This window comes from Streptosporangium sp. 'caverna' (assembly GCF_003203775.1).
Taxonomy (GTDB): Bacteria; Actinomycetota; Actinomycetes; order Streptosporangiales; family Streptosporangiaceae; genus Streptosporangium; species Streptosporangium subroseum.
Genome location: NZ_CP029711.1, coordinates 1,050,645 through 1,076,714, shown reverse-complemented (window position 1 = coordinate 1,076,714; position 26,070 = coordinate 1,050,645). Strand labels below are relative to the sequence as shown.

22 protein-coding genes are annotated in these 26,070 nt (G+C 69.7%); 6 read left to right on the top strand and 16 right to left on the bottom strand.

The genetic code is table 11. The features are described from left to right. Positions 1-113: 113 nt before the first annotated feature. The 3 genes from DKM19_RS04950 to DKM19_RS04940 form a co-directional block, all read right to left on the bottom strand. Positions 114-2,747: a phosphoenolpyruvate carboxylase gene (locus tag DKM19_RS04950; RefSeq protein WP_110694681.1), complete on the bottom strand. Its 2,634-nt coding sequence runs from the start codon at positions 2,745-2,747 to the stop codon at positions 114-116. A 65-nt stretch (positions 2,748-2,812) separates the two neighbouring features. Next, positions 2,813-4,624, bottom strand: coding sequence for a hypothetical protein (locus tag DKM19_RS04945; RefSeq protein ID WP_239514085.1), 1,812 nt, complete (start codon positions 4,622-4,624; stop codon positions 2,813-2,815). Then, positions 4,600-5,379 (bottom strand): ABC transporter ATP-binding protein, encoded by a 780-nt coding sequence (locus DKM19_RS04940; protein WP_110694679.1) that lies wholly within the window; start codon positions 5,377-5,379, stop codon positions 4,600-4,602. The genes DKM19_RS04945 and DKM19_RS04940 overlap by 25 nt, the downstream gene beginning before the upstream one ends. A 106-nt stretch (positions 5,380-5,485) precedes the next feature. On the opposite strand from DKM19_RS04940, the gene DKM19_RS04935 reads away from it, so the two are divergent. The 5 genes from DKM19_RS04935 to DKM19_RS04910 all read left to right on the top strand — a co-directional run bounded on the left by DKM19_RS04935 (position 5,486) and on the right by DKM19_RS04910 (position 13,813). Then, positions 5,486-7,090 (top strand): acyl-CoA carboxylase subunit beta, encoded by a 1,605-nt coding sequence (locus DKM19_RS04935; protein WP_110694678.1) that lies wholly within the window; start codon positions 5,486-5,488, stop codon positions 7,088-7,090. After that, the gene (locus DKM19_RS52895) at positions 7,087-7,284 is read left to right on the top strand and encodes an acyl-CoA carboxylase subunit epsilon (RefSeq protein WP_089209839.1); all 198 of its coding nucleotides are present in this window, start codon (positions 7,087-7,089) and stop codon (positions 7,282-7,284) included. The genes DKM19_RS04935 and DKM19_RS52895 overlap by 4 nt, the downstream gene beginning before the upstream one ends. Positions 7,285-7,384: 100 nt before the next feature. Next, entirely contained in the window at positions 7,385-8,332 is a 948-nt protein-coding gene (locus tag DKM19_RS04925; RefSeq protein WP_089209840.1) for an NYN domain-containing protein, read from the top strand. Between the two features lie 198 nt (positions 8,333-8,530). Continuing rightward, a complete protein-coding gene (locus tag DKM19_RS04920) occupies positions 8,531-9,934 on the top strand; it encodes an AlkA N-terminal domain-containing protein (protein ID WP_110694677.1) in 1,404 nt (467 codons plus the stop codon). Positions 9,935-10,738: 804 nt separating this feature from the next. Next, complete coding sequence (locus DKM19_RS04910; protein WP_204358657.1) at positions 10,739-13,813, top strand: hypothetical protein; 3,075 nt, start codon at positions 10,739-10,741, stop codon at positions 13,811-13,813. Positions 13,814-14,033: 220 nt separating this feature from the next. Here DKM19_RS04910 and DKM19_RS04905 read toward each other — a convergent pair whose 3' ends face one another. From DKM19_RS04905 to DKM19_RS04850, 13 genes are all read right to left on the bottom strand, one after another. Further along, positions 14,034-14,963: a hypothetical protein gene (locus tag DKM19_RS04905; RefSeq protein WP_239514084.1), complete on the bottom strand. Its 930-nt coding sequence runs from the start codon at positions 14,961-14,963 to the stop codon at positions 14,034-14,036. Continuing rightward, on the bottom strand, positions 14,960-15,601 hold the full coding sequence (locus DKM19_RS04900) for a hypothetical protein (RefSeq protein WP_162641303.1): 642 nt from the start codon (positions 15,599-15,601) through the stop codon (positions 14,960-14,962). The genes DKM19_RS04905 and DKM19_RS04900 overlap by 4 nt, the downstream gene beginning before the upstream one ends. A gap of 230 nt (positions 15,602-15,831) precedes the next feature. After that, positions 15,832-18,660: a BTAD domain-containing putative transcriptional regulator gene (locus DKM19_RS04895; protein WP_110694673.1), complete on the bottom strand. Its 2,829-nt coding sequence runs from the start codon at positions 18,658-18,660 to the stop codon at positions 15,832-15,834. Between the two features lie 52 nt (positions 18,661-18,712). Then, positions 18,713-19,120, bottom strand: a complete 408-nt coding sequence (locus DKM19_RS04890; RefSeq protein WP_110694672.1) for a pilus assembly protein TadG-related protein — start codon at positions 19,118-19,120, stop codon at positions 18,713-18,715. A 209-nt stretch (positions 19,121-19,329) separates the two neighbouring features. After that, on the bottom strand, positions 19,330-19,683 hold the full coding sequence (locus DKM19_RS49295; RefSeq protein WP_162641302.1) for a TadE/TadG family type IV pilus assembly protein: 354 nt from the start codon (positions 19,681-19,683) through the stop codon (positions 19,330-19,332). An 11-nt stretch (positions 19,684-19,694) separates the two neighbouring features. Continuing rightward, positions 19,695-19,859: a hypothetical protein gene (locus DKM19_RS49290; RefSeq protein ID WP_162641301.1), complete on the bottom strand. Its 165-nt coding sequence runs from the start codon at positions 19,857-19,859 to the stop codon at positions 19,695-19,697. A 63-nt stretch (positions 19,860-19,922) separates the two neighbouring features. Further along, the gene (locus tag DKM19_RS04880) at positions 19,923-20,366 is read right to left on the bottom strand and encodes a TadE family protein (protein ID WP_239514083.1); all 444 of its coding nucleotides are present in this window, start codon (positions 20,364-20,366) and stop codon (positions 19,923-19,925) included. Beyond that, positions 20,332-20,592 (bottom strand): hypothetical protein, encoded by a 261-nt coding sequence (locus DKM19_RS04875; RefSeq protein ID WP_110694670.1) that lies wholly within the window; start codon positions 20,590-20,592, stop codon positions 20,332-20,334. The genes DKM19_RS04880 and DKM19_RS04875 overlap by 35 nt, the downstream gene beginning before the upstream one ends. Positions 20,593-20,594: 2 nt before the next feature. Beyond that, the gene (locus tag DKM19_RS04870) at positions 20,595-21,530 is read right to left on the bottom strand and encodes a type II secretion system F family protein (protein ID WP_089209849.1); all 936 of its coding nucleotides are present in this window, start codon (positions 21,528-21,530) and stop codon (positions 20,595-20,597) included. Next, on the bottom strand, positions 21,523-22,410 hold the full coding sequence (locus tag DKM19_RS04865) for a type II secretion system F family protein (protein WP_110694669.1): 888 nt from the start codon (positions 22,408-22,410) through the stop codon (positions 21,523-21,525). The genes DKM19_RS04870 and DKM19_RS04865 overlap by 8 nt, the downstream gene beginning before the upstream one ends. Then, entirely contained in the window at positions 22,407-23,708 is a 1,302-nt protein-coding gene (locus tag DKM19_RS04860; RefSeq protein WP_239514082.1) for a CpaF family protein, read from the bottom strand. The genes DKM19_RS04865 and DKM19_RS04860 overlap by 4 nt, the downstream gene beginning before the upstream one ends. 142 nt (positions 23,709-23,850) lie before the next feature. Then, positions 23,851-24,606 carry a hypothetical protein gene (locus DKM19_RS04855; protein WP_110694668.1) on the bottom strand — a complete coding sequence of 252 codons (756 nt, stop codon included), beginning with the start codon at positions 24,604-24,606 and terminating at the stop codon, positions 23,851-23,853. Between the two features lies 1 nt (position 24,607). After that, complete coding sequence (locus DKM19_RS04850; RefSeq protein WP_239514081.1) at positions 24,608-25,210, bottom strand: hypothetical protein; 603 nt, start codon at positions 25,208-25,210, stop codon at positions 24,608-24,610. Between the two features lie 467 nt (positions 25,211-25,677). Here DKM19_RS04850 and DKM19_RS04845 point away from each other — a divergent pair, with 467 nt between their 5' ends. Further along, positions 25,678-26,025, top strand: coding sequence for a hypothetical protein (locus DKM19_RS04845; RefSeq protein ID WP_110694666.1), 348 nt, complete (start codon positions 25,678-25,680; stop codon positions 26,023-26,025). The last annotated feature ends 45 nt before the right edge of the window (positions 26,026-26,070 follow it).

The window sequence follows — 26,070 nt, the reverse complement described above, 5'->3', positions numbered from 1 at the left end:
TCCGATCACCCCCGTGCTCTTGCGGCCACCCGGCGACCCCGCCACCGCCGGCCCGTGGAGCACCGGGTTTCGCGGTCGCGGGTCACCGGACGGCATCCGTCAGCCGGCCGAGATCAGCCGGTGTTCTGCAGGCCGGCGGCGACGCCGTTGACCGACAGGAGCAGCAGCGTGGACAGGCGCTCACGCTCCTCCTCCGACAGGTTGTCGTCGGCGCGGAGGGTGGACAGCGCGCGGAGCTGGAGGTGGGAGAGCGCGTCCACGTAGGGGTCGCGGAGCTGGACCGCGCGGGACAGGACCCTGCGGTCCTCCAGCAGGCGGCTGTGGCCGGTGACCTCCAGGACCAGGCGGCGGGTCAGGTCGTACTCCGTCAGGACCTGCTCGACGAAGTCGTCCCTGGCGCCGAGCGCGAGGTAGCGGGCGGCGATGTCCCGGTCGGTCTTGGCCAGCGACATCTCCACGTTGTCCAGCAGCGAGGCGAACAGCGGCCACTCGCGGTAGGCGGCGCGCAGCTCGTCCAGGCCGGACTCGGAGATCACGGCGTCCAGGCCGCTGCCCAGGCCGTACCAGCCGGGAAGGTTGACCCGGGTCTGGGCCCAGGCGAACACCCACGGGATGGCCCTCAGGTCGTCGAGGGACCGGGGCGCCCCGAGGCCGCGCCGGGCGGGGCGGGAGCCGAGGCGGAGTGATCCGATCTCCTCCAGCGGGCTGACCAGGGAGAACCACTCGGGGAAGCCGGGGGCCTCGGTCAGCAGCCGGTAGGCCTTCTCCGAGGCGGAGGCGACCTGCTCGGCCACGCCGCGGAAGCGCCCCGCGGCCTCGGCCGTGCGGGTGCCGATGGACGGGGTGGAGGTGAGCAGCACCGCAGAGGTGACCTGCTCCATGTGGCGGCGGGCGATGGCGTCGTGGCCGTAGCGGGCGAAGATGACCTCACCCTGCTCGGTGACCTTGAACCTGCCGCCCACCGAACCCGGAGCCTGGGCGAGCACGGCCCGGTTGGCCGGGCCGCCGCCCCGGCCCAGGGCGCCGCCCCGGCCGTGGAACAGCGTCAGCGGCACGCCGTGCTCGTCCGACCACGCGGTCAGCGCCTCCTGGGCCTCGTACAGCTTCAGGGTCGCGGCGGCCGGGCCGAGCTCCTTGGCGGAGTCGGAGTAGCCGAGCATGACCTCCAGGCGCCGGTCGGCGGCCAGCCTGGCCTGGATGCCCGGGATCTTCAGCATGCCCGACAGCACGTCGGGGGCCGCCGCGAGGTCGGCGCCCGACTCGAACAGCGGCACCACGTCCAGCTGCGGCGCCCGGCCGCCGAGCGCGTGCTCGGCCAGCGCGTAGACCGCGGCGATGTCGTCGGCGGAACGGGTGAAGGAGACCACGTAGCGGGAGCAGGCGGTCACGCCGAACCGCTCCTGGATCCAGGCGATCGTCCGGATCGTGGCCAGGACCTCCTCGGTCCGCTCGGAGGTCCGTCCGGCCTCCAGCTCGGCCAGCACGTCGGCGTGGACCTGCGAGTGCTGGCGGACCTCCAGCTCCGCCAGGTGGAAGCCGAACGTCTCCACCTGCCAGATCAGGTGCTGCAGCTCGCCGTACGCCTGCCGGTTCGCGCCGGCCTCGACCAGGGACGTCTGGGCGATCCGCAGGTCGTTCAGGAGCTGCTCGGGTGAGCGGTAGGCCATGTCGAGGCCTCGCTGCCGGGTGGCCCCGATGCGGGCGGCGACGAACATCAGCCACTGCCGGTGCGGCTCCTGCGGGGAGCGGGTGGCCATCTCCGAGACCAGGTCCGGGTGGTCGTTCACGGCGCCGGCCAGCGCGGTCCTCAGCTCCCGCGAGGCCGGGGTGTAGCCGGCGGTCAGGGTGAGGGACCGGCCGATCCTGAGCGCGGCGTTCTCCAGGGCGATCAGCACGTGCTCGGCCTGGATGAGCACGGCGTCCCTGGTCACCTTGGCGGTGACGTTGGGGTTGCCGTCGCGGTCGCCGCCGATCCAGCTGCCGTAGCGGATGAAGGCACGGGCCCTGGGCTTGCGGGTGCCGTCGCCTCCGCCGAGCGCGGCGTCCAGCGAGCGGTAGACCAGCGGCACCACGCGGAAGAGCGTCTCGTCGAAGGCCGCCATCGCGGTGCGGACCTCGTCCAGCGGGTCGAGCTTGGTGGACCTGAGCTGGGAGGTCCGCCAGAGCAGGTCGATCTCCTCCACCAGCCGCCGGCGGGTCTCGGCCCGCTCGGCCGCGCCCCGGTCGGAGCTGTTGTAGGTGGTGAGCTGGCCGCTGATCCGCTGGATCGCGGTGACCACCGCGCGCCTGCGGGCCTCGGTGGGGTGCGCGGTCAGCACGGGGTGCAGGCGCAGCCCCTCGACCAGCTCGGCGACCTTCTCGCCGCCGAGCTCCTGTACGGCCTGCGCGATGGACTCCGGCAGCGGTTCCTCGCCGGTGTCCCGGACCCGGAGCGTGCGGATCCGGAAGTGCTCCTCGGCGAGGTTCGCCAGGTGGAAGTAGCAGGTGAAGGCCCGGGCGATCTGCACCGCCCTGTCGATCGGCCACTCGGCCACCATCGCGGTGATCTCGTCGACCGACACCTCCCTGCGACGGGCTCCGATAACGGCCTTGCGCAGACGTTCTACATCGGCGAGGAGGTCATCACCGCCGTACTCGGCGATGACCTGCCCCAGCAGCCCTCCGAGCAGCCGCACATCGGCGCGCAACTCGTCGGGCATCTCGGTGACAGCGGAGGAACGCTCCTGGCGGGACACGGTGGCGGCCATGCCCGTCAGCGTACCTAGTCCGTTTTCTCCGGCGGAGACCGGTCTCACCCATTGGACTAGACCATTCAGCCCGAGTGCGCGATGGCCCCCAGGATCTGGGGATACCGCCTGAACGCCGCGTTTCCGGCGATCCGGCGACCGCCCCAGGAGATCAGCAGACCGTACGGCACCGCCAGCACGCTGACCCAGGGAAGACCGAGCAGTACGGGCAGCGCGATCGGCAACGCCACCAGAGCGCCGCCGAACAACGCGCCGAACGACGCCAGGAAGGCGATGCCGCCCTGCCCCGGCGCCGCGCCGGTGAAGGCGTTGAGCCGCTCGGGCACGGTGTACGGCAGGAACACGCTGGTCAGTGCGCCCGTACCGAGCCCGACGCCGAGGATGCCCCAGGCCGAGAGGGCACCGGGAACGGCCCACAGGAGGTCGCCGGCCAGGAGGGCGGCGACCACGGCGATCAGGGCGAGCAGCGGGGCCGCGATCGTCGCGACGGCCAGGTGCCGCCCGGCGAGGTCGGTCCGCCAGTCCCGCTCGGTGCCGTAGACCACGGAGTTCATCCACAGCGAGCGGCCGTCGATGCCGAACGAGTTGACCGACTGCAGGCCGATCAGCACCCCGCCGATGCACGCCGGGGCGATCGCCAGGGCGATGCTTCCGGTTCCGTTCTGGTCGCGGGTCAGAGAGAAGGCCATGACACCGGTGACCGCGATGGCGGCGAACCAGCCGACCCGGCCACGGGGGTCGCGGCGGGCGTACTTGAGCTCCTTGGTGACGACCGCGGCGAGCGGGCCGTCGGGAAGCACCCGGGCCAGCAGTCCCTTGGAGTTCCTGACCGAGGCGCCCTCGGTGGAGGCGTCCGCCGAGACCAGGGCCCTGCGGAGCGCCATGATCCAGAGCCGGCCGATCACGGCGACCAGGACGGCCAGGACGGCCAGTTCGACGACCGCCGTGACACCGCCGTCGGCGATGGCGTGCGCTGCCATGCCCGGCGGGGTCCAGCGCAGCAACGAGGCACCGCCGTGCAGCAGTGCCACCGGGTCACCCGACGCGCCGCCGTTGAGCAGCAGGTTGGGAAGCTGGGCCGCCAGGACGAAGAAGACCACCGAGACGGCGAGCACGTCCCTGCCCCTGCGGGTGCGCAGGATTCCGGACAGTGCCGTGGTGACCAGCCGGGAGGTGACGATGCAGAGCGCGAACAGCAGCAGCACCGCGACGACGCCCAGCAGCACGCCGCCGATGCCGGTGGCCAGGCCGGCGATGGCCCCGATCATGATGATCAGCGTGGCGATCGGCCAGACACCGGTGATCGACGTGGCGAACATGCCCACCGCGAGCTGGCCGGTCCGCAGCGGGAACAGCGACAGCCTCGACGGGTCGAGCGTGTCGTCCAGGCCGAACGCCAGCAACGGGGTGACCGTCCAGCCCACCAGGAAAACGGTGAACAGCACGATCCCGACGTCGAGGGCGATGTCCTCCGGCGCCAGGCGGAGCGACGCCATCAGGAAGAATCCCAGGGCCGCCACGGCGATCGCGGCGACGAGGGTGAAGACGAACCCGAGCACGCGGGAGGTGCTGCCCCGCAGGTTCCCGGCGATGAGGCGGAGCTTGAGCCGGACGAACACCGAGGGGCCCACCCGTACGGTCGCGCTCCCACCGCCGCCCGGCCCCGCCGTACTCCCGCCGACCGGTCCTGTCGCGCCTCCGCCGCCCGGCTCCGCCGTACCCCCGCCGGCCGGCCTCGCGGCACCTCCGTCCTCCGGCTCCGCCGTACTCCCGCCGGCCGATGACCCCGCGCTCATTCCGCCCCGTCCCGCCGCGCTCTCGTCACGCTCGTCTCCGTCCTGCCCCGCCGCGTTCACTTCGAGGTCGCGCCCAGCCATGACAGGCCCTCCTCTCCGCCGCCGCCGTCGCGCACCCCGACCAGGCCGAGGAAGGCCTCGTTGAGGCTTCGGCCCGCCCGGACCGTCTCCAGCGGGCCCTGGGCGACGATCTGACCCCGGTTCATCACCGAGACCCAGTCGCACAGACGCTCGACGAGCTCCATGACGTGGCTGGAGAAGACGACGGTCGATCCGGAGGCGGTGTAGCGCTGGAGCACCTCGACCAGTGTGTTGGCGCTGACCGGGTCGACCCCTTCGAACGGCTCGTCCAGGAAGAGCACCTTGGGGTTGTGCAGCAGCGCGGCGGCCAGGCCGATCTTCTTGCGCATGCCGGTGGAGTAGTCGATGACGAGCTTGTCGGCCGACTCCGTCAGATCCATGATCTTCAGCAGCCCCTCGGCCCGCTGCTCCACCTCTGCCCTGGGGATGCCCCGGAGCTGGCCGTTGTAGGACAGCAGTTCCCTGCCCGACAGCCGCTCGAAGAGGCGCAGGCCCTCGGGGAGCACGCCGATGCGACTCTTGATCACGACCTGGTCGCGCCAGACGTCGACGCCGTCGATGTGGATGAGGCCGCCGTCGGGACGGAGGAGGCCGGTGACCATGCTGAGCGTGGTGGTCTTGCCCGCGCCGTTCGGGCCGACCAGCCCGGCGAAACTGCCCTGCGGCACGATGAGATCGACACCTCCGACGGCCGTCTGCTGCCCGAATCTCTTGAACAGTCCCTGCGTGCGTACGGCTTCGACGATGTCCGCCATGGCCTCTACTCTCCAGAATCGCCCGTTACTGATGAGATGTCCCCCCGGCGAAACGAACGGCCTCCCCTGATAGTTCTCCATGTCAGCAGACGGTTACCCTGCTTGGATGAACGACCCGATAAGCGCTGAGCCTGCAGACGCCGAACCTGATATTCGCACGACGGCAGGAAAGCTCGCCGACCTGGAGCGCCGCCTGGACGAGGCCGCCCACGCCGGCCCGTCCCGTGCCGTCGAGAAGCAGCACGCCCGGGGCAAGATGACCGCCAGGGAGCGGGTCCTCGCGTTTCTGGACGACGGCAGCTTCGTGGAGTTCGACGAGCTGGCCAGGCATCGCTCGACAAGTTTCGGCATGGAGCACGAGCGGCCGTACGGCGACGGCGTGGTGACCGGGTACGGCACGGTGGACGACCGCCCGGTGGCGGTGTTCGCCCAGGATTTCACCGTGTTCGGCGGGTCACTCGGCGAGGTCTTCGGGGAGAAGATCGTCAAGGTCATGGACCACGCGCTGAAGACCGGTTGCCCGGTGGTCGGCATCAACGACTCCGGCGGGGCTCGCATCCAGGAGGGCGTCGTCTCCCTGGGCCTGTACGCCGAGATCTTCAAGCGGAACGTTCACGCCTCGGGAGTGATCCCGCAGATCTCGCTGATCATGGGCCCGTGCGCGGGCGGCGCGGTCTACTCTCCCGCGCTCACCGACTTCGTCCTGATGGTGTCGGAGAAGTCGCACATGTTCATCACCGGCCCGGACGTCATCAAGACGGTCACCGGCGAGGAGGTGACGTTCGAGGAGCTCGGCGGCGCGCACACGCACAGCTCCCGGTCGGGCGTCGCCCACTACGAGGCCTCCGACGAGGCCGACTGCCTGGAGTTCGCCAGGGCGCTGCTGTCCTACCTGCCGTCCAACAACATGGACGGGGCTCCGGTCTTCGACGCCTATCCGGTCCTGGAAACCACCGATGACGACCTCGAACTCGACACGCTGATCCCCGATTCCGCGAACCAGCCCTACGAGATGCACACGGTCATCGAGCACGTCCTGGACGACGGCGAATTCCTGGAGGTGCACGCGCAATTCGCGCCTAACATCCTCGTGGGCTTCGGCCGGGTCGAAGGGCGTTCCGTGGGGATCGTCGCCAACCAGCCGATGAGTTTCGCGGGCACGCTGGACATCTCGGCATCGGAGAAAGCCGCGAGATTCGTCCGAACATGTGATGCCTTTAACATTCCGGTTCTGACATTTGTCGATGTTCCTGGATTCCTTCCCGGCACCGACCAGGAATGGAACGGGATCATCCGCCGCGGGGCCAAGCTGCTCTACGCCTATGCGGAGGCGACGGTGCCGCTGGTCACGGTGATCACCCGCAAGGCGTACGGCGGCGCCTACGACGTCATGGGCTCCAAGCACCTGGGCGCGGACATCAACCTCGCCTGGCCCACCGCGCAGATCGCGGTGATGGGCGCGCAGGGCGCGGTCAACATCCTCTACCGGCGCGAACTCGCCTCCGCCGACGATCCGGACGCCCAGCGGGCCCGGTTCGTCGCCGAGTACGAGGACACTCTCGCCAACCCGTATCTTGCCGCCGAACGCGGGTATGTAGACGCGGTGATCCGTCCTTCCGAAACCCGGCTCCAGATCGTGAAGGCATTGCGTGCACTACGCAACAAGCGCGCGACTCTGCCGCCGAAGAAGCATGGGAACATCCCACTATGAGACATTTGAAGATCATCCGAGGGGATGCGAGCGAAGAGGAGATCGCCGCGCTGGTGATCGCGCTCGCATCACGGGCGACCCCGATGGCGAAAGCCGTACAGAAAACGGAATCCTGGCGCAATCCAGCACACCAGATGCGAAAGCCTCTTCCGACTGGACAAGGCGCATGGAGATCAAGCGGCCTGCCGAGATAGATCCCAGAACGGGGTGTCAACTTACGCGAGAGTTGGGACCATCTAAGAAATGGGCGCATATAGTCAGCCGATCAGCTAGTTCCGAGGCCTGGAGGACGACATGACCATCCTGGACCTCACGTCCCATCCCATTGCTGCGAAGTACGCCGTCTTGGTAGATGTCGGGTATCTGTATGCCGCAGCAGGTGAAGTGCTTCTGGGCGCCAAGGAGCGCAAGGAGTATCGGGTTGCGGCCGACGAGCTGATTCAGGCCTTGCAGAAGCATGCAGAAGCACGTATTCACGGTGAACTGCTGAGAATTTATTGGTACGACGCCGCCCGCGACCGGGTGCCGACCGTGGACCAGCGGGTCATCGCCCAGCTTCCCTGGGTCAAGGTGCGCCTGGGCAACCTCAACGCCCGGGGCCAGCAGAAGGGCGTGGACGCTCAGATCAGGAGCGATCTGGAGGCCCTGGCCAGGCACCACGCGGTGAGCGACACGATCCTGCTCGCCGGCGACGAGGACATGGTCCCGGCCGTCGAGGCCGCCCAGGCGTACGGCGTGCGGATCCACCTGTGGGGCGTCGAGCCGCCCTACGGCACCAACCAGGCCGAGCGCCTCGTCTGGGAGTCCGACACCGTCGAGATCATCAGCGCCGACTTCCTCCGCTCCTTCTTCAGCCGCGCCCCCGCGCCCGTGCCGGTCCCGAGCACCCCGATCGCGCCCTCGCCCGCCCAGGTCTTCGCCGGTCGCACCCCCGCCACCGCCAAGCCCAAGGCCCCCGCGGGCCAGGTCACCAAGCTCGGCCCGAGCCGCCCGCGCGTCGAGGAGGTCGGCGAGCACGTGGCCCAGAAGTGGATCCTCACCCGTGGCCGCGACAACATCCGCGACCTGCTCCCCGGCCCGATCCTTCCCACGGTCATCGACACCGAGCTCCTCATCGAGGCGGAGAAGGAGCTCGGCCACTCCCTGCGGCCGTATCCCGAGGCCCGGGTCTGGCTCCGCGACGGTTTCTGGGCCCGCGTCTACCGCGAGTTCGAGATCGGAGTCGGCGTCTCCTCCAAGTGACGGCTCGGACTCCGTGTCCTCCCGAGACGACGGCTCGGAGCCGACGCCTTCTCCCCGCGGTGACCGGGTCCGATTCCCGCGAGGCTCGACGGCGACCTCTCCCCGAGGTGACGGCCTGGAGCCGACGCCCTCCCCGCCCGAGGGCCAGGTCCGATTTCCGCCGGTCATGGGACCTGGGCTGCGGATAGCGTCGTCGACGTGTCCGTGAAAGAGCTCGACTTCAACTCCTGTTACCGCGCGGTGGCCGCGAGGGATGCCCGGTTCGACGGGCGGTTCTACACGGCGGTCACCTCCACCCACATCTACTGCCGGCCGATCTGCCCGGCGCGCACACCCTCGTCCCGCAACGTTCGGTTCTACCGCCACGCCGCCTCCGCGGAGGCGGCCGGATTCCGGCCCTGCAAGCGGTGCCGTCCCGAGCTCAGCCCCGGCGATCCCGGCTGGGACCACCGGGGTGACCTGGTCGGCCGGGCGCTCCGGCTGATCGAGGAGGGCGTGGCCGACGACGGCGGGATCGCGCGGCTGGCCGGGCGGCTGCACATCACCGAACGGCACCTGCACCGGCTGTTCACCGGCGAGCTCGGCGTGGGACCGCTGGCCGTGGCCAGGACCAAGCGCCTGCTGCTGGCCAAGCAGCTGCTGACCGAGACCGGGCTGTCGATCACCGACGTGGCGTTCGCGTCGGGGTTCGGGAGCGTGCGGCAGTTCAACGCGACCATGAAGGAGACCTACGGTTTCACCCCCGGCGAGCTGCGGATCGCGTCGGGCCGGAGCGTCGCCGACAGGTCGCTGACGCTCCGGCTGCACCGGCGCGAGCCGTACGACGCCGAGCCCCTGATGCGGTTCCTGGGGGGACGGGCCGTTCCCGGGCTGGAGCACGTCGGCGAGAGCTCCTACAGCCGCGCCGTCCCGGGTGGCACGATCACCCTCACCCCGGCGCCCGGTCACGTCAGGCTGGACGTGAGCCTCGACGACACCCGCCATCTGGCCCGCATCGTCGCCCGCTGCCGGCGCCTGCTCGACCTTGACGCCGATCCGGAGTCCATCACCGGCGCCCTGGGGGAGACCTCCCTGGCCCCGCTCGTCGCCGCCCGGCCCGGCCTGCGGGTCCCGGGCGCCTGGGATGGCTTCGAGGTGGCCGTGCGCGCCGTGGTCGGCCAGCAGATCTCGGTCGCCGGCGCCCGCACCCTCCTCGGCCGCATCACCGGCCGGGCCGGTCGCCCCACCGGCGTGGAGGGGCTGAGCCACCTGTTTCCCACCGCCCCGGAGCTCCTGGACGCCGATCTCGGCGGGCTGGGGCTGACCGGTCGGCGGGTGACCACGTTGAAGGCCCTGGCCGCGAAGGTGGCGGGTGAGGAGATCGATCTGGACGGGGCTCAGGAGCCGGGAGAGGTCACGGCCGGGCTGCTGGAGGTCCCCGGGATCGGGCCGTGGACGGCCGGTTACATCACGCTGCGGGCGCTGCGGGATCCGGACGCGTGGCCCTGCGGAGATCTCGGGCTGCGGCGGGCCATGGCCTGCCTGGGCATCCCCGACAGCCACATCGAACGGTGGCGGCCCTGGCGGGCCTACGCCGCACTGCACCTCTGGAGTTCCGAATGATCTCATCGAACCCTGGCGGACGCCGTGTCGCACCGCCGGCGTTCCGAATGATCTCATCGAACCCCGGCGGACGCCGTGTCGCACCGCCGGCGTTCCGAGTGGTCGAGACGCGGATCCCCGCCCCGACCGGCTCGCGGGCGCCGCTCTCCCGCGAGAGTGTCATCGTCGCGGCGGGCCTCACCGCCGATCGCCCGAGCGGCTCCTGATAACCGCCCAGCAGGGCAGAGCGCCCCTCCGCACCTCCGGCGCGAGCATCCTCACTCCCGCAAAGTCGATACATCGGAGGTGTTGAGGCCGGTCGAGGGGGCGGCACCCGCAGGTAGACAGCAAGAACGCCCTGTTTACCGCCTGTTCTTGGGACATTATGGGGGATTTTGGTGATTCACTGACTCGTTGTGGACTATTGACGTTTGAAGACATCCAATGTTAACTGCGCCTGACAGTCTGAAAACGGAACTGTGCGGCGTCTCGATCCAGGGGCTGCCGCCGCTTCCGCATCGGGTCTGCGCCGCGCGGAGAGGTCCGCGAAAGCGTGCCTGACGCCGGTCGCCGATTGCCGGCCAGGTGTGGTCTCGCGGACCTCTTCGCAACCCCCATCGCTGTTTCCCGCTCAGCAGTCCAAGCACCGCACGACCACCCCCCAATGTATGAACCCCTCGTCGGCGCGACCGAGCGATGACCAGGACGTCCGCTCCGTGCGGCCACGGCCGCGGCGCGGCGAGGGGTGACCGGCCGCAGGAGAGGAAAACCATGTTGAAGAGGCTGTTACGTTCCCTGCCTCCGTTAATTCTCGCCGTCGGTCTGGTGGCCGCCGGCGAGGCGACGCCGACCCTGGCCTCGACGACCGACGCGGCCTTCGACCAGGCGGCCGGGGCGCTCAACGTGGACTATCCGGCATACATGTCCAAGCACGACGTCGTCTACAACCGGCCCAACACCAACCCCCTCTACGGGCTGACCGTGGGCAACGGCCGCACCGGGGCCATGGCGTGGAACCAGAACGGCCTGACGATGCAGGTGTCGGGGGTGGACCTCTCGGAGCAGTCGACCTACGCGGCCGGCCTGGCCAACCTCAGCACCAGCCCGAGCATGGACACCGGATACTCGAAATTCCAGCAGCGGCTGTCGCTGTACGACGGGACCCTCACCACCAAGTACGACACCAACCGGACCGTGACCGTGATGGGGTCGCCGAACTCCGAGGTCATGGGCATCCACGTCGAGGACGGCCGCACCGGCGTCTCCAACGTGGCGTTCGACCTCAGCATGTGGGACCCGGCCACCGTCCAGAACATCGCGGACGTGCCCGACCTGAACACCTGGCGGACGATCTCCACCTTCTCCGACGCCAACGTGGCCGGGTTCAGCAGGGGCCAGACCGACGCGAACGGCTTCGGCTACACCATGGCCGCCACCGTCGAGGGCGCGAACTTCACCACCCAGGTCGTGAACGGCAGGAACGTGCGGCTGAACATCACGCCCACCTCCAGCTACACGATCTGGTTCACCGCCGCCAGCCGGATCAACGCCCCCAACCGTGACTCGGTCACGCAGGCCCGCAACCAGCTCACCTCGGTCAAGAGCACCGGCTACACCAACACGCTCAACAACTACCGCAACTGGTGGCACGCCTTCTGGGCCAAGTCGTTCGTCCAGTACTCCAACGCCTCCGGCGACGCGGACTACATGGAGAACGTCTACTACCTCAGCACCTACATGATCGCCGCGGGCGGCTACGGCAACTACCCGGTCCACTTCATCAACGGGGTGTTCCGCGCCACGCAGGACAACTCCAAGTGGAGCAACGCCTACTGGTACTGGAACCAGCGAGACGTCTACAACTCCTTCCTGGCCTCCAACCACACCGAACTGATGGGCACCTTCAACAAGCTCTACAGTCGCAACTACAACGCGCTGAAGTCGTACACGCAGACGCGGTACGGGGTGGACGCCCTCTGGGTACCGGAGACCATGGGCTGGGACGGCAACGCGCGCGGCACGGTCGGCAGCGACTACACCAAGAACATCCTGACGACGGGCTACCAGGCCGCCCACAACATGTATCTCCAGTACCGCTACACCAACGACGCGACCTACCTGCGTGACGTGGCGTACCCGTACATGCGGGAGACCGTGAAGCTCTACAAGGGCCTGCTGTCCTTCGACGGGCCGACCGGCAAGTACTACATGGCCAACTCCAACTCCCACGAGACGTACTGGAACGTCCGCAACGCGATCACCGACCTGGCCGCGGTGCGCAGCATCTTCCCGCTGACGATCCAGGTCAGCACGCAGCTCGGCCTCGACGCCGGCCTGCGCGCCGACTGGCAGAACATCCTGAACAACATCACCGCCTACACCGTGGTCAACGGTGCCTACCAGCCGCACCAGCCGCCGATCTCGCAGACCAGGAACAACGAGAACGTCGCCTCCGAGCTGATCTGGCCGTACAACGTCACCGGCATCGGCTACCCCGACTACCAGACCGCGGTGAACACCTGGAACCAGCGGCCGTTCCCCTACGGCAACGTCTGGTCCAACGACGCGGTCCAGGCGGCCCGCCTCGGTCTGGGCGACCAGGCCTACCAGGGCATGAAGACCATGCTGCAGAAGTACCAGAACTACACCAACGGCATGACCAGCAACACCAACGGCGTCTTCGAGTATCTCGGCGTGCACCTGTCGGCCATGAACGAGTCGCTCATGCAGAGCTACAACGACAAGATCCGGGTGTTCCCCGCGGTGCCGACCGACTCCTCCTTCGTCGGGAAGTTCACCCTCCTGGCCAAGGACGGCTTCCAGGTCAGCTCCGAGCGCGAGGCCGGCGAGATCAAGTACGTCGGGCTCAAGAGCCTGTACGGCAAGCAGGCCACGGTGGTCAACCCCTGGGGCACCCAGCAGGTCCGGGTGCGCCGCACCTCCGACAACGCCATCCTCGCCACCAGCACGAGCGCCGAGGTCTCCTTCGCCACCGCGGCGAACGCCGTGTACGTCCTGGAGCGGACCGCCAAGCCGCTGAGCGGATACAGCTCGGCGCGGCTGACCGGCACCGCCAACCAGGGCGCCAAGACGCTGAGCAACACCAGCTCCGCCCTGGGCACCGGACAGACGACGTCGAACGCCCTGGTGAACGACACCGAGCTCACCTACGACGCCAACTGGCACGCCACCAGCAGCAGGGGCTACGGCGACTACAACGACGACACCCACCACAGCAACACCGTGGGCGCGGTCGCCCAGTACACCTTCACCGGGACCGGCGTCGAGTATCTCTCGGAGCGCAACGGTGACATGGGCAACGTGGACGTCTACATCGACAACGTCCTCCAGACCAATGTGAACCTCAACATCTCCGGTGCCCGGCAGGCCCAGCAGGTCGTCTACAGCAAGACGGGCCTGTCCAGCGGCCAGCACACGATCAGGATCGTCAACAAGTCCACCGCGGTCGGCATGGTCGACGCCCTGCGGATCCTCACGCAGCCGTCCACCACCTCGACCGTCAGCCTGCGCTCCAAGGCCAACAACCTCTACGTCAGCGCGGCCGCCGGCTCACCGCTGATCGCCAGCAAGACCACCATCGGGACGGGCGAGCAGTTCGAGCGCGTCGACCTGGGCAACGGCAACATCGCACTGCGAGCGAAGATCAACAACCAGTACGTGAGCGCCGCCGGAGCCGGCGCCCAGCCGCTGATCGCCAACGCCGCCGCCGCGGGTTCCTGGGAGACCTTCCAGCTCATCAGCAACTCGGGCGGCACCGTCAGCCTCAGGGCCCAGATCAACAGCAAGCTCGTATGCGCCGACGGCGGCGGCGCCCAGCCGCTGATCGCCAACCGCGACGCCATCGGCCCCTGGGAGCAGTTCGACCTCATCACCGGCTGAGCCCCACCCGGGCTCGGACCTCATCACCGGCTGAGCCCCCGGCTCAACCGAACGCCTGAGAATCGGGCCCGGCGGGACACCCACCCCGCCGGGCCCGATTCGCGCGTTCGCACCGACGCGAACCTCCCACGCTGATCCACGTCCCCCGGCCGGGTGTCCTCACCCGCAGGCGGGAGACGTCACCCACTGATCGGAGCACGGGCAAGGACGGTGGTGACGCCTACGGCGTTCCCTTCCTGACGGTGCTCTGCACCTCGCCCACGGGAACGTCGCGGGTGGCGCTCGCCTCGATGGGGTCGTAGGCGAAGGGCACCACGTCGTCCTGAACCGCGACGTCCCAAGCGGATGTCACCGTGAGCTCGTAGACCTCGCGGGGTAGGTCGACCGAGGCGCGGAGATAAACGACGCCGCATTTGAGGTCATCCTCCGTCGCCCCCTTGAAGTACGGCGTGCCGGTCGGGCCGCATTCCTCCTTGACCTCGGCACGCTTATCGTCCTTCGTCCCCGGGTCGATCGTGATGTTCCTCTGGGTGGCGACCACGGTCGCGCTCATGACCCCCGGGAGCGTCGCGGTCACGGACCTGGTGTTCTCGCCGCCGTTGTCCAGCCAGACCCAGGTGCCCAGGTTGACGTAGCTCTTGGCATCGGGGTTGAGCCGGACATTCGGCTTGGGCACGGTCAGCGCCGCCCGGGCGATGTCGACGAGTTCCGCGAGGGTGATCCCGCCGGGCGGGGTCGTTCCGGGTGGCACGAACACGTAGGGTTCCATCGCCATCAGGCAGGCGGCCGCGTCAGGATCGGCCTCGTTGTAGGCCTGCTTCCACCAGCGTCCCTCCTTGCCGGCCTCGGCCTCGAACTGCTTGAGGGACTCCAGATGCCGCTCCCACTCCGTCGCGGGAATCCAGGAGGGCTTCGACTCCCGCTGTGTCTTCAGCATGTCGTCGGCATTCAGACCGGGCTCGTACCAGCACGGTCGTTTGACCCGGTAGCCGTCGCTCGTGCCGCCGGCTCCGTCTCCGCTGACGATGATCTGGGAGTCCCGCAGGATGACCCCGGCTTCCCTGCCCTTCTGGTAGCCGGTGCCCGATGTCCCTCCCGGGGGGATCGGGGCGAGCAGCAGCATCCCCGCAACGAGCACGTTTCCGATCATCGAAGACATCCCTTCGCGCGTTCATTGGGAAGTTCGGCATTCCGGAGCAGCGCGATCCGCCACACCCCGTCGTCGCCCCGCCGCATTCCCGCGGACTGGAAGAAGGGCTTCCGAGTCCACACCGGCTGACTGGGGACCGCCTTGCCCGTCACGGAGTACAGCAGGCGCATCCCGGACTCATCCATGCACACCTTCAGCTCCGCCCCGGAGCCGTTGACCGGGCCGACGTCCAGCGCGTACAGCCGGACGGTCCCGCGCACCGATCGCCGCTGGTCCAGAAACGCCTGCACCCACGAGTTCACGTCCTTGACCGCCTTGTCCTCGACGATCGCGAGATAGGCGACGTCCCGGCCGCCGGTGACGACGGCCTTGAACATCCCTCCCTGAAGGTCGCGGAAGGCGTTGATCATTTCGGTGGCGTCCTGGTCGGGGGCGGCGGGCCATTCGACCACCATCCGCACCCCGGGCGCGACCTGGACCGTCTCCACCCTCGGCGTGGGTACGGCCTGTTGCGAGGACGGCTGGGGAGACGCCTGGGCACCGGCGTCGGCCGGGAGATCGATCGGGGTGAACGGCTGAGCGGCCGACGGGGAGCAGCCCGTCAGCATGACCAGGGTCAGCGCGGTCACAGCACGCACACCGATCACGCTAAAAGCGCGCTCCGTACGGAACCACCGATATGCACGAATCGGCATGGCCACACGCACACCCCTCGCCCGATGACCCGTCACGACCTCATACACGTCGCTCGTCCGGCGACCCGTCACGACCTCATACGCGTCGCCCAACCGGCGATCCGGCACGGCGTCGTGCGAGATCCCCGTCCGGTCGTCGGTCTCCGTCTCGGACCCCCGGCCCGTTCGCCCGGTCATGCCGTCGGCGCCGAGCGCATCCGCCACGAGGGCAGGAGCTCGTCGATGAGGGCCTCGGTCTCGGGAGCCATCCCGCCGCCGTACGGATGGGAGGCGGCCCGCCGGTGCAGGGCGTCGGCCACCGCTGCCAGCCTGCCGGGATCGGAGGTCAGATGGGTGGCCCGCAGCAGGTCCCGCCAGAGGCCCTCGTCGTCGGCGGCCAGCAGCAGCCCCGCCCGCACCGCCGCCACGGCCTCATCGGCCTCGCCGTGGGCCAGCCGTACCTCGCAGAGTCGATGTGCGGCGTCCGCGACGCCCGCGATCACGTTGTACTCCAGGTCGTCGGCGGCCAGCCAGGTGTAGCGACCGCGCGGGCGGCCGTTCAGCAGCGGGCCCCGTACCAGGCTCAGGGCCTCGTCCAGGAGCCGGGCGCGGCCGGTGGGGTCGCTGTGCGACCTGCGGACGAGGTCGCGGAAGAGCATCCAGTCGGTCCTCACCTCGGGGCCCAGCCGGAGCCGCCCGGACTCGTCGGCGTAGAGGTTGGGCCGCCCCTCGCTGTCGGTGCCCAGCCAGGCGACGACCCTGGCGATCGTGGCGTCCCTGACCACGGACTGCACCCCCCGCGGCCAGAGGATGCCGCCGAGCACGACGGGGTGGACGCCGCCGGGATGGGTCGCCAGGTAGACGACCGTCTCGATGGCGAGCACCGCCCGGCCCTCCTCCAGGGGCGGCGGGCCGGTGATCTCGATCGAGCCCAGGATCCGGACCTCGACCGAGGGCGTCTGGGTGACCGGTTCCGGCTCGTCGAGCAGGGGCTCCCCCTCGAATCGCCCGGCCGTCGTGAACAGGTCGATCAGTGCCTGGTACTGGCGGCGGGGCAGCAGTTGCGCGTCCACCTCGAACCCGAGCACGTCCACCGCGGCCCGGTCGTCCTCGCCGATCTTCCAGTTCCAGGTGGCGTGCGGAACGTCGCCCGCGATCACGTATCCGGCGGCCGTGCGGGTGCCCTTCCTGCCGAGCATCGCCAGGCGGTGGCCCTCCTCGGCGTTCGGGGCGATCGCGGACAGCAGGTAGTGCGGCGGCCAGGCCGGGTCGGTGGCGCGTCCGTGAATCCGGCCGGTCAGCACCTCGCCGCCGGAGCCGCGATCACCGGCCTTGGCCTCCAACTCGGGCAGGATCTCGGCCAGGCTTCCCACGCATCTGATCCTTTCGGGGGCGATCACGGTCAGCTCCTCACCGAAGCCGACGAGCGTGACGAGCATCCGGTCCGACCAGCGGTTGGTGGCCAGCTCCACCGCGAGCGCGGCGAGGGCGGCGGTGGACTGGGGGCCCTTGATGCTGATCAGCCCGTGGGCGGCCTCCAGATCGACGAGCACCCTGCCCTCACCGTTGGAGCCCAGCGAGACCAGGCCCGGATACGGCGCGGGCGCGTCGGCGAGCGCCTGCTCGTCGAGCATCCGGCCCTCGTGCGCCGGGAGCCGCCACACCTGGCCGCCGTCGTGGGCGGTCCAGGGCGCGGGGGCCTCGGGGTCGGGCGGGTGAATCCACAGGTCGAGGGTCTGCGAGGACAGGTGGGCGGCGTAGATCGTGGGCGGAATCCGGTTCTCGGCCGCGAGGGACCTGCCGAGAAGCCGGAGCCCGATGTCCAGCATCCGGCTGCCCGGGGCGTCGGCGCCGAGCCGGAGCGCGACCTCGGCCTGGGCGGCGTCGTCCCTCGGCCGGGTGATGCGGTGCCCGAAGGCCCGATGCCAGAGCTGCTCCCTGCGCCTGCGGCCGAGCGCCGCCAGCAGCCCCGCCGCCGCCAGCGAGGCGCCCGCCAGGTAGTCGAGCATCCCCAGCTCGATGCCCTGTCCTGTGTTCTGCCCGGCGTTCTGTCCGGTGGGTCCGGGGTCGGCCGCCTCTCCCGGCTTTCCCGGGTCCCGGCGCTCGGCGGGAGCGCTCTCCTTGCCTCCGGATCCGCCCTCGGGGATGACGGAGGTGTCCGGGGAGACGGAGACCTCGGGCGGGGACTCCGCAGGAAAGGCCGAGCGGCCGGGGGTGAAGGTCTGGGTGCGGCCGTCCAGTTCGGCGGGTTTCGTGCGGTGGTCCTTGAGGGTGTCGTCACGAGGCTGGGACGCCGGGACGACGTGGATGTTCCTGGCGTCGTCCGGCATGTCCAGCACCCAGCCGGGCCTGATCAGGTCGGCCATGTGGAGACGGCTGCCGTCGGGCTGCTCCTTGTGCTGGTTGAGCTGGTAGATCTCCGGATAGCGCCGCCCGTCGCCGAGGCACTTCTCCGCGATCTCCCACAGGCTCTCGTGGTGACGTCCGTGCGGCGGCTGCACCACGTAGACCTTCTTGGCCTTCTCCACCGACACCAGCGGCGCCCGCTCCTCGCCGACCGGCGCGGACATCGCGTACAGGGCGGCCGAGACGGTGGCGGGGCGGGCGGGCGGGCCGGTCAGCTTCGCGATCGGGACGACCACCGCCGACACGGTGAACAGCAGCAGGGCGGCCGAGACCAATCGGTTGGCGAGCAGCTGGGTGCCCCCGGAGAGCGGCACCCTGGCCGGCATGCCGACCCGGCGCAGCCCGGCGTAGATCTCGACGATCACGCAGACGACCAGCTGCGCCCACGCGAGCCAGACCAGCAGCACGAGGATCGCGGTGATCGTGCTCGTGCCCACCTGGCTGGTCAGCAGGTCGAGGTTGAGCAACTCGGGCGGGAGCGGCGGCCCGGCCAGCCGGAGCAGCGCGTAGGGGACTCCGGCGATGAGTGCGGCCAGGACGACCAGCGCGCCGAGTCCGGCCATCAGGTCGCCCAGGGTGCGCTTGGGCTTGATACGCATGGGCTGTCGCGTGGGCATCTCTCTCCCTCCCTGTCCAGATTCGTGGCCGGTCATCCGGTGAGCCAGCGGTTCACGGCAATTGGTCTTCCCCGGTATCCGGACCGGCGGTGGCCGTGGCCTCCATCTCCGCGCCGGGGAAGCCGAAGGCGGCCAGGAAGAACGCCTTCCAGCTGACGGAGACGGTCACCGTGACCTGGGCCCCCCCTTGGTTGACCGTGCACTCGGGAGGCTGGACGTCGTCGCCGTCGTGGGCGGAGACGATCTCTTCGGCCTTGTCGCAGACCGCGCCGTCCTCCAGCAGCCGGGCCTGGCCGGTGTCACGGAGATACTCGACGTCGATCTGGTCGGCGGCGGCCCTGGCGGCCTGCTCGGCGACGTCGGCGGCGCGCAGCCGGGCGTTGATGGCCGCTCCGCCGTCCACCAGAAGCCCCGCCAGCAGGAAGACCACCACCGAGAAGACCACCGTGAAGATCGACATGGACCCCCGGTCACCGCGGCGACTCCCCCCGGCGCCCACCCGCTCGGGCGTGCCGGAAACACGCGGCAGCGCTTTCCCCGTTTCGGCCCGCTCTCCCAACCCTGTGGATCCGCCGAAGGCCCGCGACGGCGTCTCCCCCGGGTCGACACGCCCCTTCGGACATGCGGGTCCACCGGAAGCACGCGGCAGCGTTCTGCCTTCGGGGAGATTCAATTCTCGATCCTCCGGTACACCTCGAGCGGGACCACCGAGTCGCCCGTCATCTCCTTGGCCGCGCCGAAGCCGAGGAATGCCAGGTCCAGCGAGCAGGTCACCTGAGCCCTGACCCGGCCGCCCTCCTCCCATACCGAACCGTCCAGGCTGACCTCCGGCTCGCACTCGCCCGACAGCGCTTCCTTGGCGGCCTCATCGGCTGCGGTCTCGGCGTCGGACCGCGTGCGTTCCACGGAGGCGGCCCTGGCGGCGTCCCTGGCCGCTCCGTTGACCTCGCCCTGAGCCTCCACCATCCTTCCCGCACCGACCAGGAAGAGCAGGAACAGCAGGAAGACCGGGGCGAGCAGCACCGTCTCCGCGCTCAGCGACCCGCGTTCGCCGTCACGCCGCAGGCGTCCACGCCCCTGTCCGCGCCCCCGCCCGTGTCTGCGGTCACGATCCCGTTCATGTCCGTGATCGCGCCTCCGGCCGCGTCCGTGCCCGTAGTCGTGATCCCGGTCGCGCGCCCGATCACATCCGTGATCACGTGTCCCTTCGGAGTCGTGATCACGTCCGTGAACAAGGGCGCGACGGGAGAGAGCTCGGAGGATCACGGGCATTCCTCACCGCCGTCGTCCTCGTCGGGACGGAAGCACTCGATGGGACCGCCGAAGCGGGAGGTGATGGTGAACGTCGTGGAGGGCAGCAGCGGGACGACCTGAACCGCCGTGGCGGTGATCTCGACGCCTCGCCGGTCACCCTCCTGCCACGTCTCGACCGTGGCGCCGTCGAGAAGCTTCGGACCGATCGCCTGGAGGATCTCGTCGGCCCGCTCCTTCGCGTCGGTCTCCCAGCTCTCCGAGTCGATCCGGGCGAGCCGTGCCCCTTCCCTGGCCGCGGCGTCGGCCACCTGCCGGCCGTGGAACCACAGGGCCGACTGCACGATGAGCAGGATGACGGCCAGCACGATCGGCATGATGATCGCCAGCTCGACGACGGTCGCGCCGCGCTCCCGGTCGTTACCCCTGGTCGCCGACTTCACCGCCGCCGTCACCACCACCACCGCCGCCGCCGTTGCCGAACTGGTTCTCGATCTCGCCCTGTTTCCCCTCGACCAGGGTCTTGATGAGGGTGGCGAGACCGAGCGCCACGCCGGCGATGATGGCCGTGATGATGACCCACTCGACGGCGGAGGCTCCCCGGGTGGGGGCGTTGCGGGCCTTCTCGATCCGTACGTTCAGGAAGGCGACCGTATAGACGATCCATGGATGGCTCAGCATGGTCAGGACCCCAACATCTTCATAGCGGCCGGGAAACTCAGAAAGATCACGAAGCCCGCGCAGAGCAGGAGCTGGGCGACGAGCATCGACTGGGATCGCTCGCCCGCCTTCCCCTCCACCTCGGCGAGCTCGCGCCGCCGCATGGTCGCGGCGCGGGCGGTCAGGGACGAACGGACCTTGGCGCCGTCGTCGGCGACCAGCCCGAGTGCGGCGGACAGGTCGCGCAGCTCGTCGACGTTGATCTCGTCGCCGAGCTGGCCGAGCGCCTGCCAGGGGGTGATGCCGACGATCCTGGCGTTGCCGAGCGCCTCGCGGATCCGGGACATCGCCCAGTTGGCCCCCTCGTCGTCGGGCCCGGGACTGCCCACGGAGACCGCCATCATCAGCGCCTCGGGCACGCCGCGCCCGCCCGCGAGGTTCATCGCCACCAGGTCCAGGAAGGATCCGACGACGTGCCGGAAGTCGCGGCGCATCCGGGCGGCGTCCCGTTTGATCTGCAGGTCGGGCAGGACGAAGAAGAGTCCGGCGACGATGAGCGCGGCCCACAGCGGGATGGTGAGCGAGACGCCCCACTCCATCAGCACCAGCCAGCCGATCAGCAGCGGGAAGGCCAGCAGCCCGGACACGGCCAGCAGCACCTTCGTCGCCAGGAAGCCCTCGAACGACTTGCCGAGCAGCGCCAGATCCGCCCTGGCCGAACGGACCTCCCAGCCCCTGGCCGCGTAGAAGCGGGCCAGCCGTACGCCCAGATTCCGCCGGAACGCGCTGACCTCCTCGTCGGGCAGGATGAGCCGCGTGATGGAGGCGTTTGTCCCCTCCCTGGCCGCGTCCAGCGCCAGCAGCCGCGTCACCAGCCCGGGCCGGGCCGGGAACAGCGCCCGTATCAGCAGGAAGAGGCCCAGTCCGAGCACCGATCCGGCGAGCAGTTCCTCAGTCATCGCGCACCTCACCTCCGGAGGGCAGGCCCAGCAGGCGGGCGGGCTTGTCGAAGCGGGCCAGGCGGCGCATCCAGGCGAACCCGGCGCCGAAGAACGCGGCGACCACCACGAGCACGGCCTGTCCGAGGGTGTTGTCGTACTCCTCGACGTAGGAGGGGTTGAACACGACCAGCAGGGCGGCGAAGGCGACGGCCGTACCGACCACGATCTGCGCGCTGCGCCGGGTGGAGCGACGCTCCGCCTCGACCCGGCGGCGCATGTCGAGCTCCTCGCGGGCCGATACGGCCAGCGCCCCGAGCACGTCGCGCAGGCCGGGGCCGCGCAGTTTGGAGTTGAGGATCAGGGCGGCCACGACCAGGTCCGCCGAGGGGTCGTCGAGCTCGTCGGCGAACAGCCGGAGCGCGTCGGGCAGCGCCATCCGGGTGCGCAGGCGGTCGACCAGCGCCAGCAGGTGCGGGCGGAGCGTGGGGGCCGCGGCCCGGATCGAGGACGGGATCGCCTGTTCCAGACCGGCGGCTCCGGCGATGGTGTCGCGGAGCGACTCGGTCCAGGCGGCCAGTCCCTCCAGCTGCCGCATCGCGGTGCGTTCGGAGGCCGCGCCGCCGGAGAGGCCCCGCCATCCGATCGCCAGGAGCACGGCTCCCACCGCCATGACCGGCCATCCGGTCACCACGAGCACGGCCACCCCGGCGATGGCGCCCACGGCGGAGCGGGTGGACAGCGCCCGGACGAACTCGCGCCTGCCGGCCTTCTTGTTGGGGGTGGCCTGCCGGGGACGCATGCCGTACAGGGCGATGATGAGCAGGAACAGCCCGGCGCCCACCGCGATCCCGGAGAGCAGCACCAGCGGGTCGAACAGTCCCGGCGGGATGGGGATCATGCCCAGCCTCCCGGGTCGTAGCCGTGGCGGGCGAGCTCCTCCAGGCAGGACAGGGGGGCGTGCGGAACGAGCTGTCCGTCACGTGACAGGGCGAACACCTCCGAGGAGAGCACCCTGCCGTCCACGCCGGCCACCTCGCGCACGCTCGACACGAATCGGCGCAGCGTGCCGCCCTCCGCGTACTCGTTGCGCTTCTCCAGGAAGACCACGAAGTCGATCGCACCCGCGATGAGCATGTGGGTGGCCTCGATCGGCAGGCGTTCGTTGGCCTGGAGCGCGTAGGTGGCGATGCGGTTGAAGACCTCCATCGAGGAGTTGGCGTGGATGGTCGACAGCGAGCCGTCGTTGCCCTGGGTCATCGCGTTGAGCATGGTGACGATCTCGTCTCCGAGGACCTCGCCGACGATCACCCGGGACGGGTTCATGCGCAGGGAGCGGCGGACCAGCTCCGCCATGCTGATCTCGCCCTGGCCCTCGGAGTTGGGGAGCCGCTGCTCGAAGGCCACCACGTTGGGATGGAGCTCGGAGAACTGGTCGAGGCCGAGCTCCAGGGCGCGCTCCACGGTGATCAGTCGTTCGGTCGGCGAGATCTCGTTGGCCAGGGCGCGCAGCAGGGTCGTCTTCCCGGCGTTGGTCGAGCCGGAGATCATGATGTTCTTCCTGGCCGCCACGGCGGCCGAGAGGAAGCGGCCCAGCTCCGGGGTGAGGGTGCCGTTTCCCACGAGGTCGCTGAGAAACACCTTGCCCAGCCGGGAACGGCGGATGGAGATGGACGGGCGGACCGTCACGTCCATGACCGCCGAGAGCCGGGAGCCGTCGGGGAGGCGCAGGTCAAGCTGGGGGTTGGCGGTGTCGAACGGCCTGCTGGACAGACCGCTGTAGGCGGCGAGGATCTGGATCAGCTCGACCAGCTCCTCGTCGGACTCGGCCACCGGCTCGCGCATGATCTCCTGGCCGTCGGCGTAGCCGACGAAGACCCGGTCGCAGCCGTTGATGTCGATGTTCTCGACCTCGGGGTCGTCCAGCAGCGGCTGCAGGCGTCCGACGCCGAACAGCGCGGCGTGGATCCCGGCGGCGAGCGCCTCCTCCTCCTCCGCCGTGGGAGGGGTCCTGCCGATGCCGATCTCACCGCGCGCGAACTCCTCGAGCACCTGCGCGATCAGCGCGCGGGCGAACTGGCGCTCGTCCTCGCCGGTCATCGGGACCAGACCGTTGGCCTGGTCCAGGCGGCGCTGGTGGGCCAGCCGGTCGCCGACCTCCTGCCGGAAACGCTTCACCAGCGTGTGGTCGATGGTCACGGCCTCGCTCCGCTCGACGGCCCGACGCGCGGGCTCATGGGACGGGCTCCGAGGCGCGGGCTCACGAGGCGAACCGCGGCACGGAAGCCCATCGGGCCGGCTCCGGGGCGCGAGTCCGTACGGCGAGTCCCACCGCGCGGGCTCACTGGGCCGGCTCCGGGGCGCGGACCTGTGCCGTGAGACGGCCGGCCAGCTCGCGGGCGGTACGGATCAGCAGAGAGCGGTCCAGTCGTCCGCCCCACTGGCCGCGCAGCAGCTCCGCTCCCTTGGGGTCGTGGGCGAGCCCGCTCACGAAGGCGACGTTCCTGCCGGTGGCGGTGACGATCCGGCGGACCTCGTCGATCGTCGTGCGGTACTGCCGGGGGTCGGCGATCACCACGACTCCGATCTGGGGGTCGCGCGGCATCACCTGGAGGCGTTCCCGCAGATGCGCGACGTGGTCCAGGCTCGCCCTGGTGAACAGCACCACCAGCTCGGCCTCGGCCGTCAGCTCGGCCGTCTGCGGGTGCCCGCCGAGGCGGCCGCAGTCGGCCAGCACGTCCGCATGGGGCAGCGCGGCCAGTGCCCTGCCGAGCGGGCTCCAGAGCCAGGTCAGCCCGGCCGCCTGCTCGCCGTGGGTCAGCCCCGCCAGGATGTCCAGGCCACCGATGATCTTCTGGGTGTGCTCGTAGATCTGGTCGGGGTGCAGGCCCCGGCGGGCCGTGGCGCCCAGGGTGAGCAGGCCCCTGCTGGGATTGAGCACGCCGCCGTCGGCGGCGGGGAGGCGGTAGGCGAGGTCTCCTCCCGCCGGGTCGCACTCGGCGAGCAGCACCGGGCGCGGCCAGACCGCGCCGAGCGCCGTGGCCGCCGTGGTCACGCCCGGCGCGCCCTTGTCGGCGGCCAGCACGATGAGCGCCACGTCAGCGCGCTCCCGGCAGCTCGGCCAGCGCGATCTCGCCGCTGGAGGCGTAGGCGACGACGGTCGGCGAGATCGAGGTGTCCACGATCACCGTGACCCGGCCGGTCGATCCGCTGCTGCCCGGCGTCCCGACCTGATCGACCAGAGCGCTCTCGGCCAGCACCCTGCTCTGCGCGGTCGAGTTGCCACCCCGGCTGGGCACGTAGACGATCTGGACCCGATCGCCCCTCTCCAGGGTCCCCGGCGACTGGCCGGGTTTGAGTGACAGACCCACCTGCGCCTTCCCCGGGCCCAGCTCCCTGCTGGCGGAGACCACCATCTCCCGGGTCAGCAGGGTGCCCGGGATGATGGTGACGCGTGCGAAATTCTCGGCGACGCGGGCGCGGTCGGCCCATGCCACGTAGCCGATGCCGGTGTCGGCGATCTGGACCTCTTTCATCACCGCCGCGGTGAAGGGCTGGCCCGCACCGATCTGCCGGACGATTCCGATCGCGGAGACACGGTCTCCGCTGCGCAGGACCAGCAGGGTGGTGGCGAGGGCGCCGCCCAGAATGAGCAGGATGGCGAGAGCCGCGAGAGCGGGTTTGCGCTCGCGTGGGGGCACGGGAAGTTTTCGCGACGCAGGCCCTGAAAGGGTGCCCGCCGACATTTGCCTGTCGGCGTTCACCGGGACACGGCCCGTTGGCTTCTCACTGGTCCTCATGGGTAGGGGGACTCCCAGAGTGATCATAAATATGGGGACTACTGGTCGAATTTACGCCATTATGCGCACCATGCCGACGGGCTGTCGGACAAAAGCCAGTACCCATGCTCGTTTGATAGGAACACGTCTGTCAACGGCAGCTCAGAAGAACATGGCGTTTTGGCTAGATGACAGGATACTTATCTAGGTGATAAGGACTGTTATTAACTCTCGTAACAGCTGTAACACCATTTACGCGCATCATTTACAAGCCCTTCGCCTCTCCCCTGCGGGGTGTGCACTTCCCATACGCTTCCCATGTGCTTCTCATGCGCTTCCCATGTGCCTCTCATCGCCTCGAACGCGTTCAGACGTGCCATCCTTGAGTTATGGCCAAGTCGTTCAGGCGCCGGGCGCCGGGCACGGGACGTATCGGGCTCCTCACGGCGATGGCCGAACGCCTGCTCCGTGGATGGATCACAAGGGGGGCCGAGCGCATCGCCGCCGCGCCCGCGACGGGAAGGGTCCTCGGGAGCCTGCACCGCGCGGCGACCGGGCTGGCAGAGGTGACCTCCGAGGTCAGCGCGTACGCCGGGCTGCTGGAGGAGAAGACCGACGAGCTCCAGGCCAGGAGCCGGGCCCGGCGGAACTCCACAGCTCCGGGAGAGTTTTCCACAGCCTCGTACGGCGAAGCCCTCGCTGGTCAGAAGCGCCAAAATCAGCAAATGCCCATCTAGAACGGCATAACTGCCCAACGCCGCCCGACAGTTGTCCACAGGCAG

Bases quoted from the DNA above. Each gene is read 5' to 3' on its own strand.
- DKM19_RS04950 (WP_110694681.1), bottom strand. From the start codon at position 2,747: ATGGCCGCCACCGTGTCCCGCCAGGAGCGTTCCTCCGCTGTCACCGAG.
- DKM19_RS04945 (WP_239514085.1), bottom strand. From the start codon at position 4,624: ATGGCTGGGCGCGACCTCGAAGTGAACGCGGCGGGGCAGGACGGAGAC.
- DKM19_RS04940 (WP_110694679.1), bottom strand. From the start codon at position 5,379: ATGGCGGACATCGTCGAAGCCGTACGCACGCAGGGACTGTTCAAGAGA.
- DKM19_RS04935 (WP_110694678.1), top strand. From the start codon at position 5,486: ATGAACGACCCGATAAGCGCTGAGCCTGCAGACGCCGAACCTGATATT.
- DKM19_RS52895 (WP_089209839.1), top strand. From the start codon at position 7,087: ATGAGACATTTGAAGATCATCCGAGGGGATGCGAGCGAAGAGGAGATC.
- DKM19_RS04925 (WP_089209840.1), top strand. From the start codon at position 7,385: ATGACCATCCTGGACCTCACGTCCCATCCCATTGCTGCGAAGTACGCC.
- DKM19_RS04905 (WP_239514084.1), bottom strand. From the start codon at position 14,963: ATGATCGGAAACGTGCTCGTTGCGGGGATGCTGCTGCTCGCCCCGATC.
- DKM19_RS04895 (WP_110694673.1), bottom strand. From the start codon at position 18,660: ATGCCCACGCGACAGCCCATGCGTATCAAGCCCAAGCGCACCCTGGGC.
- DKM19_RS04890 (WP_110694672.1), bottom strand. From the start codon at position 19,120: ATGTCGATCTTCACGGTGGTCTTCTCGGTGGTGGTCTTCCTGCTGGCG.
- DKM19_RS04875 (WP_110694670.1), bottom strand. From the start codon at position 20,592: ATGCTGAGCCATCCATGGATCGTCTATACGGTCGCCTTCCTGAACGTA.
- DKM19_RS04870 (WP_089209849.1), bottom strand. From the start codon at position 21,530: ATGACTGAGGAACTGCTCGCCGGATCGGTGCTCGGACTGGGCCTCTTC.
- DKM19_RS04865 (WP_110694669.1), bottom strand. From the start codon at position 22,410: ATGATCCCCATCCCGCCGGGACTGTTCGACCCGCTGGTGCTGCTCTCC.
- DKM19_RS04845 (WP_110694666.1), top strand. From the start codon at position 25,678: ATGGCCAAGTCGTTCAGGCGCCGGGCGCCGGGCACGGGACGTATCGGG.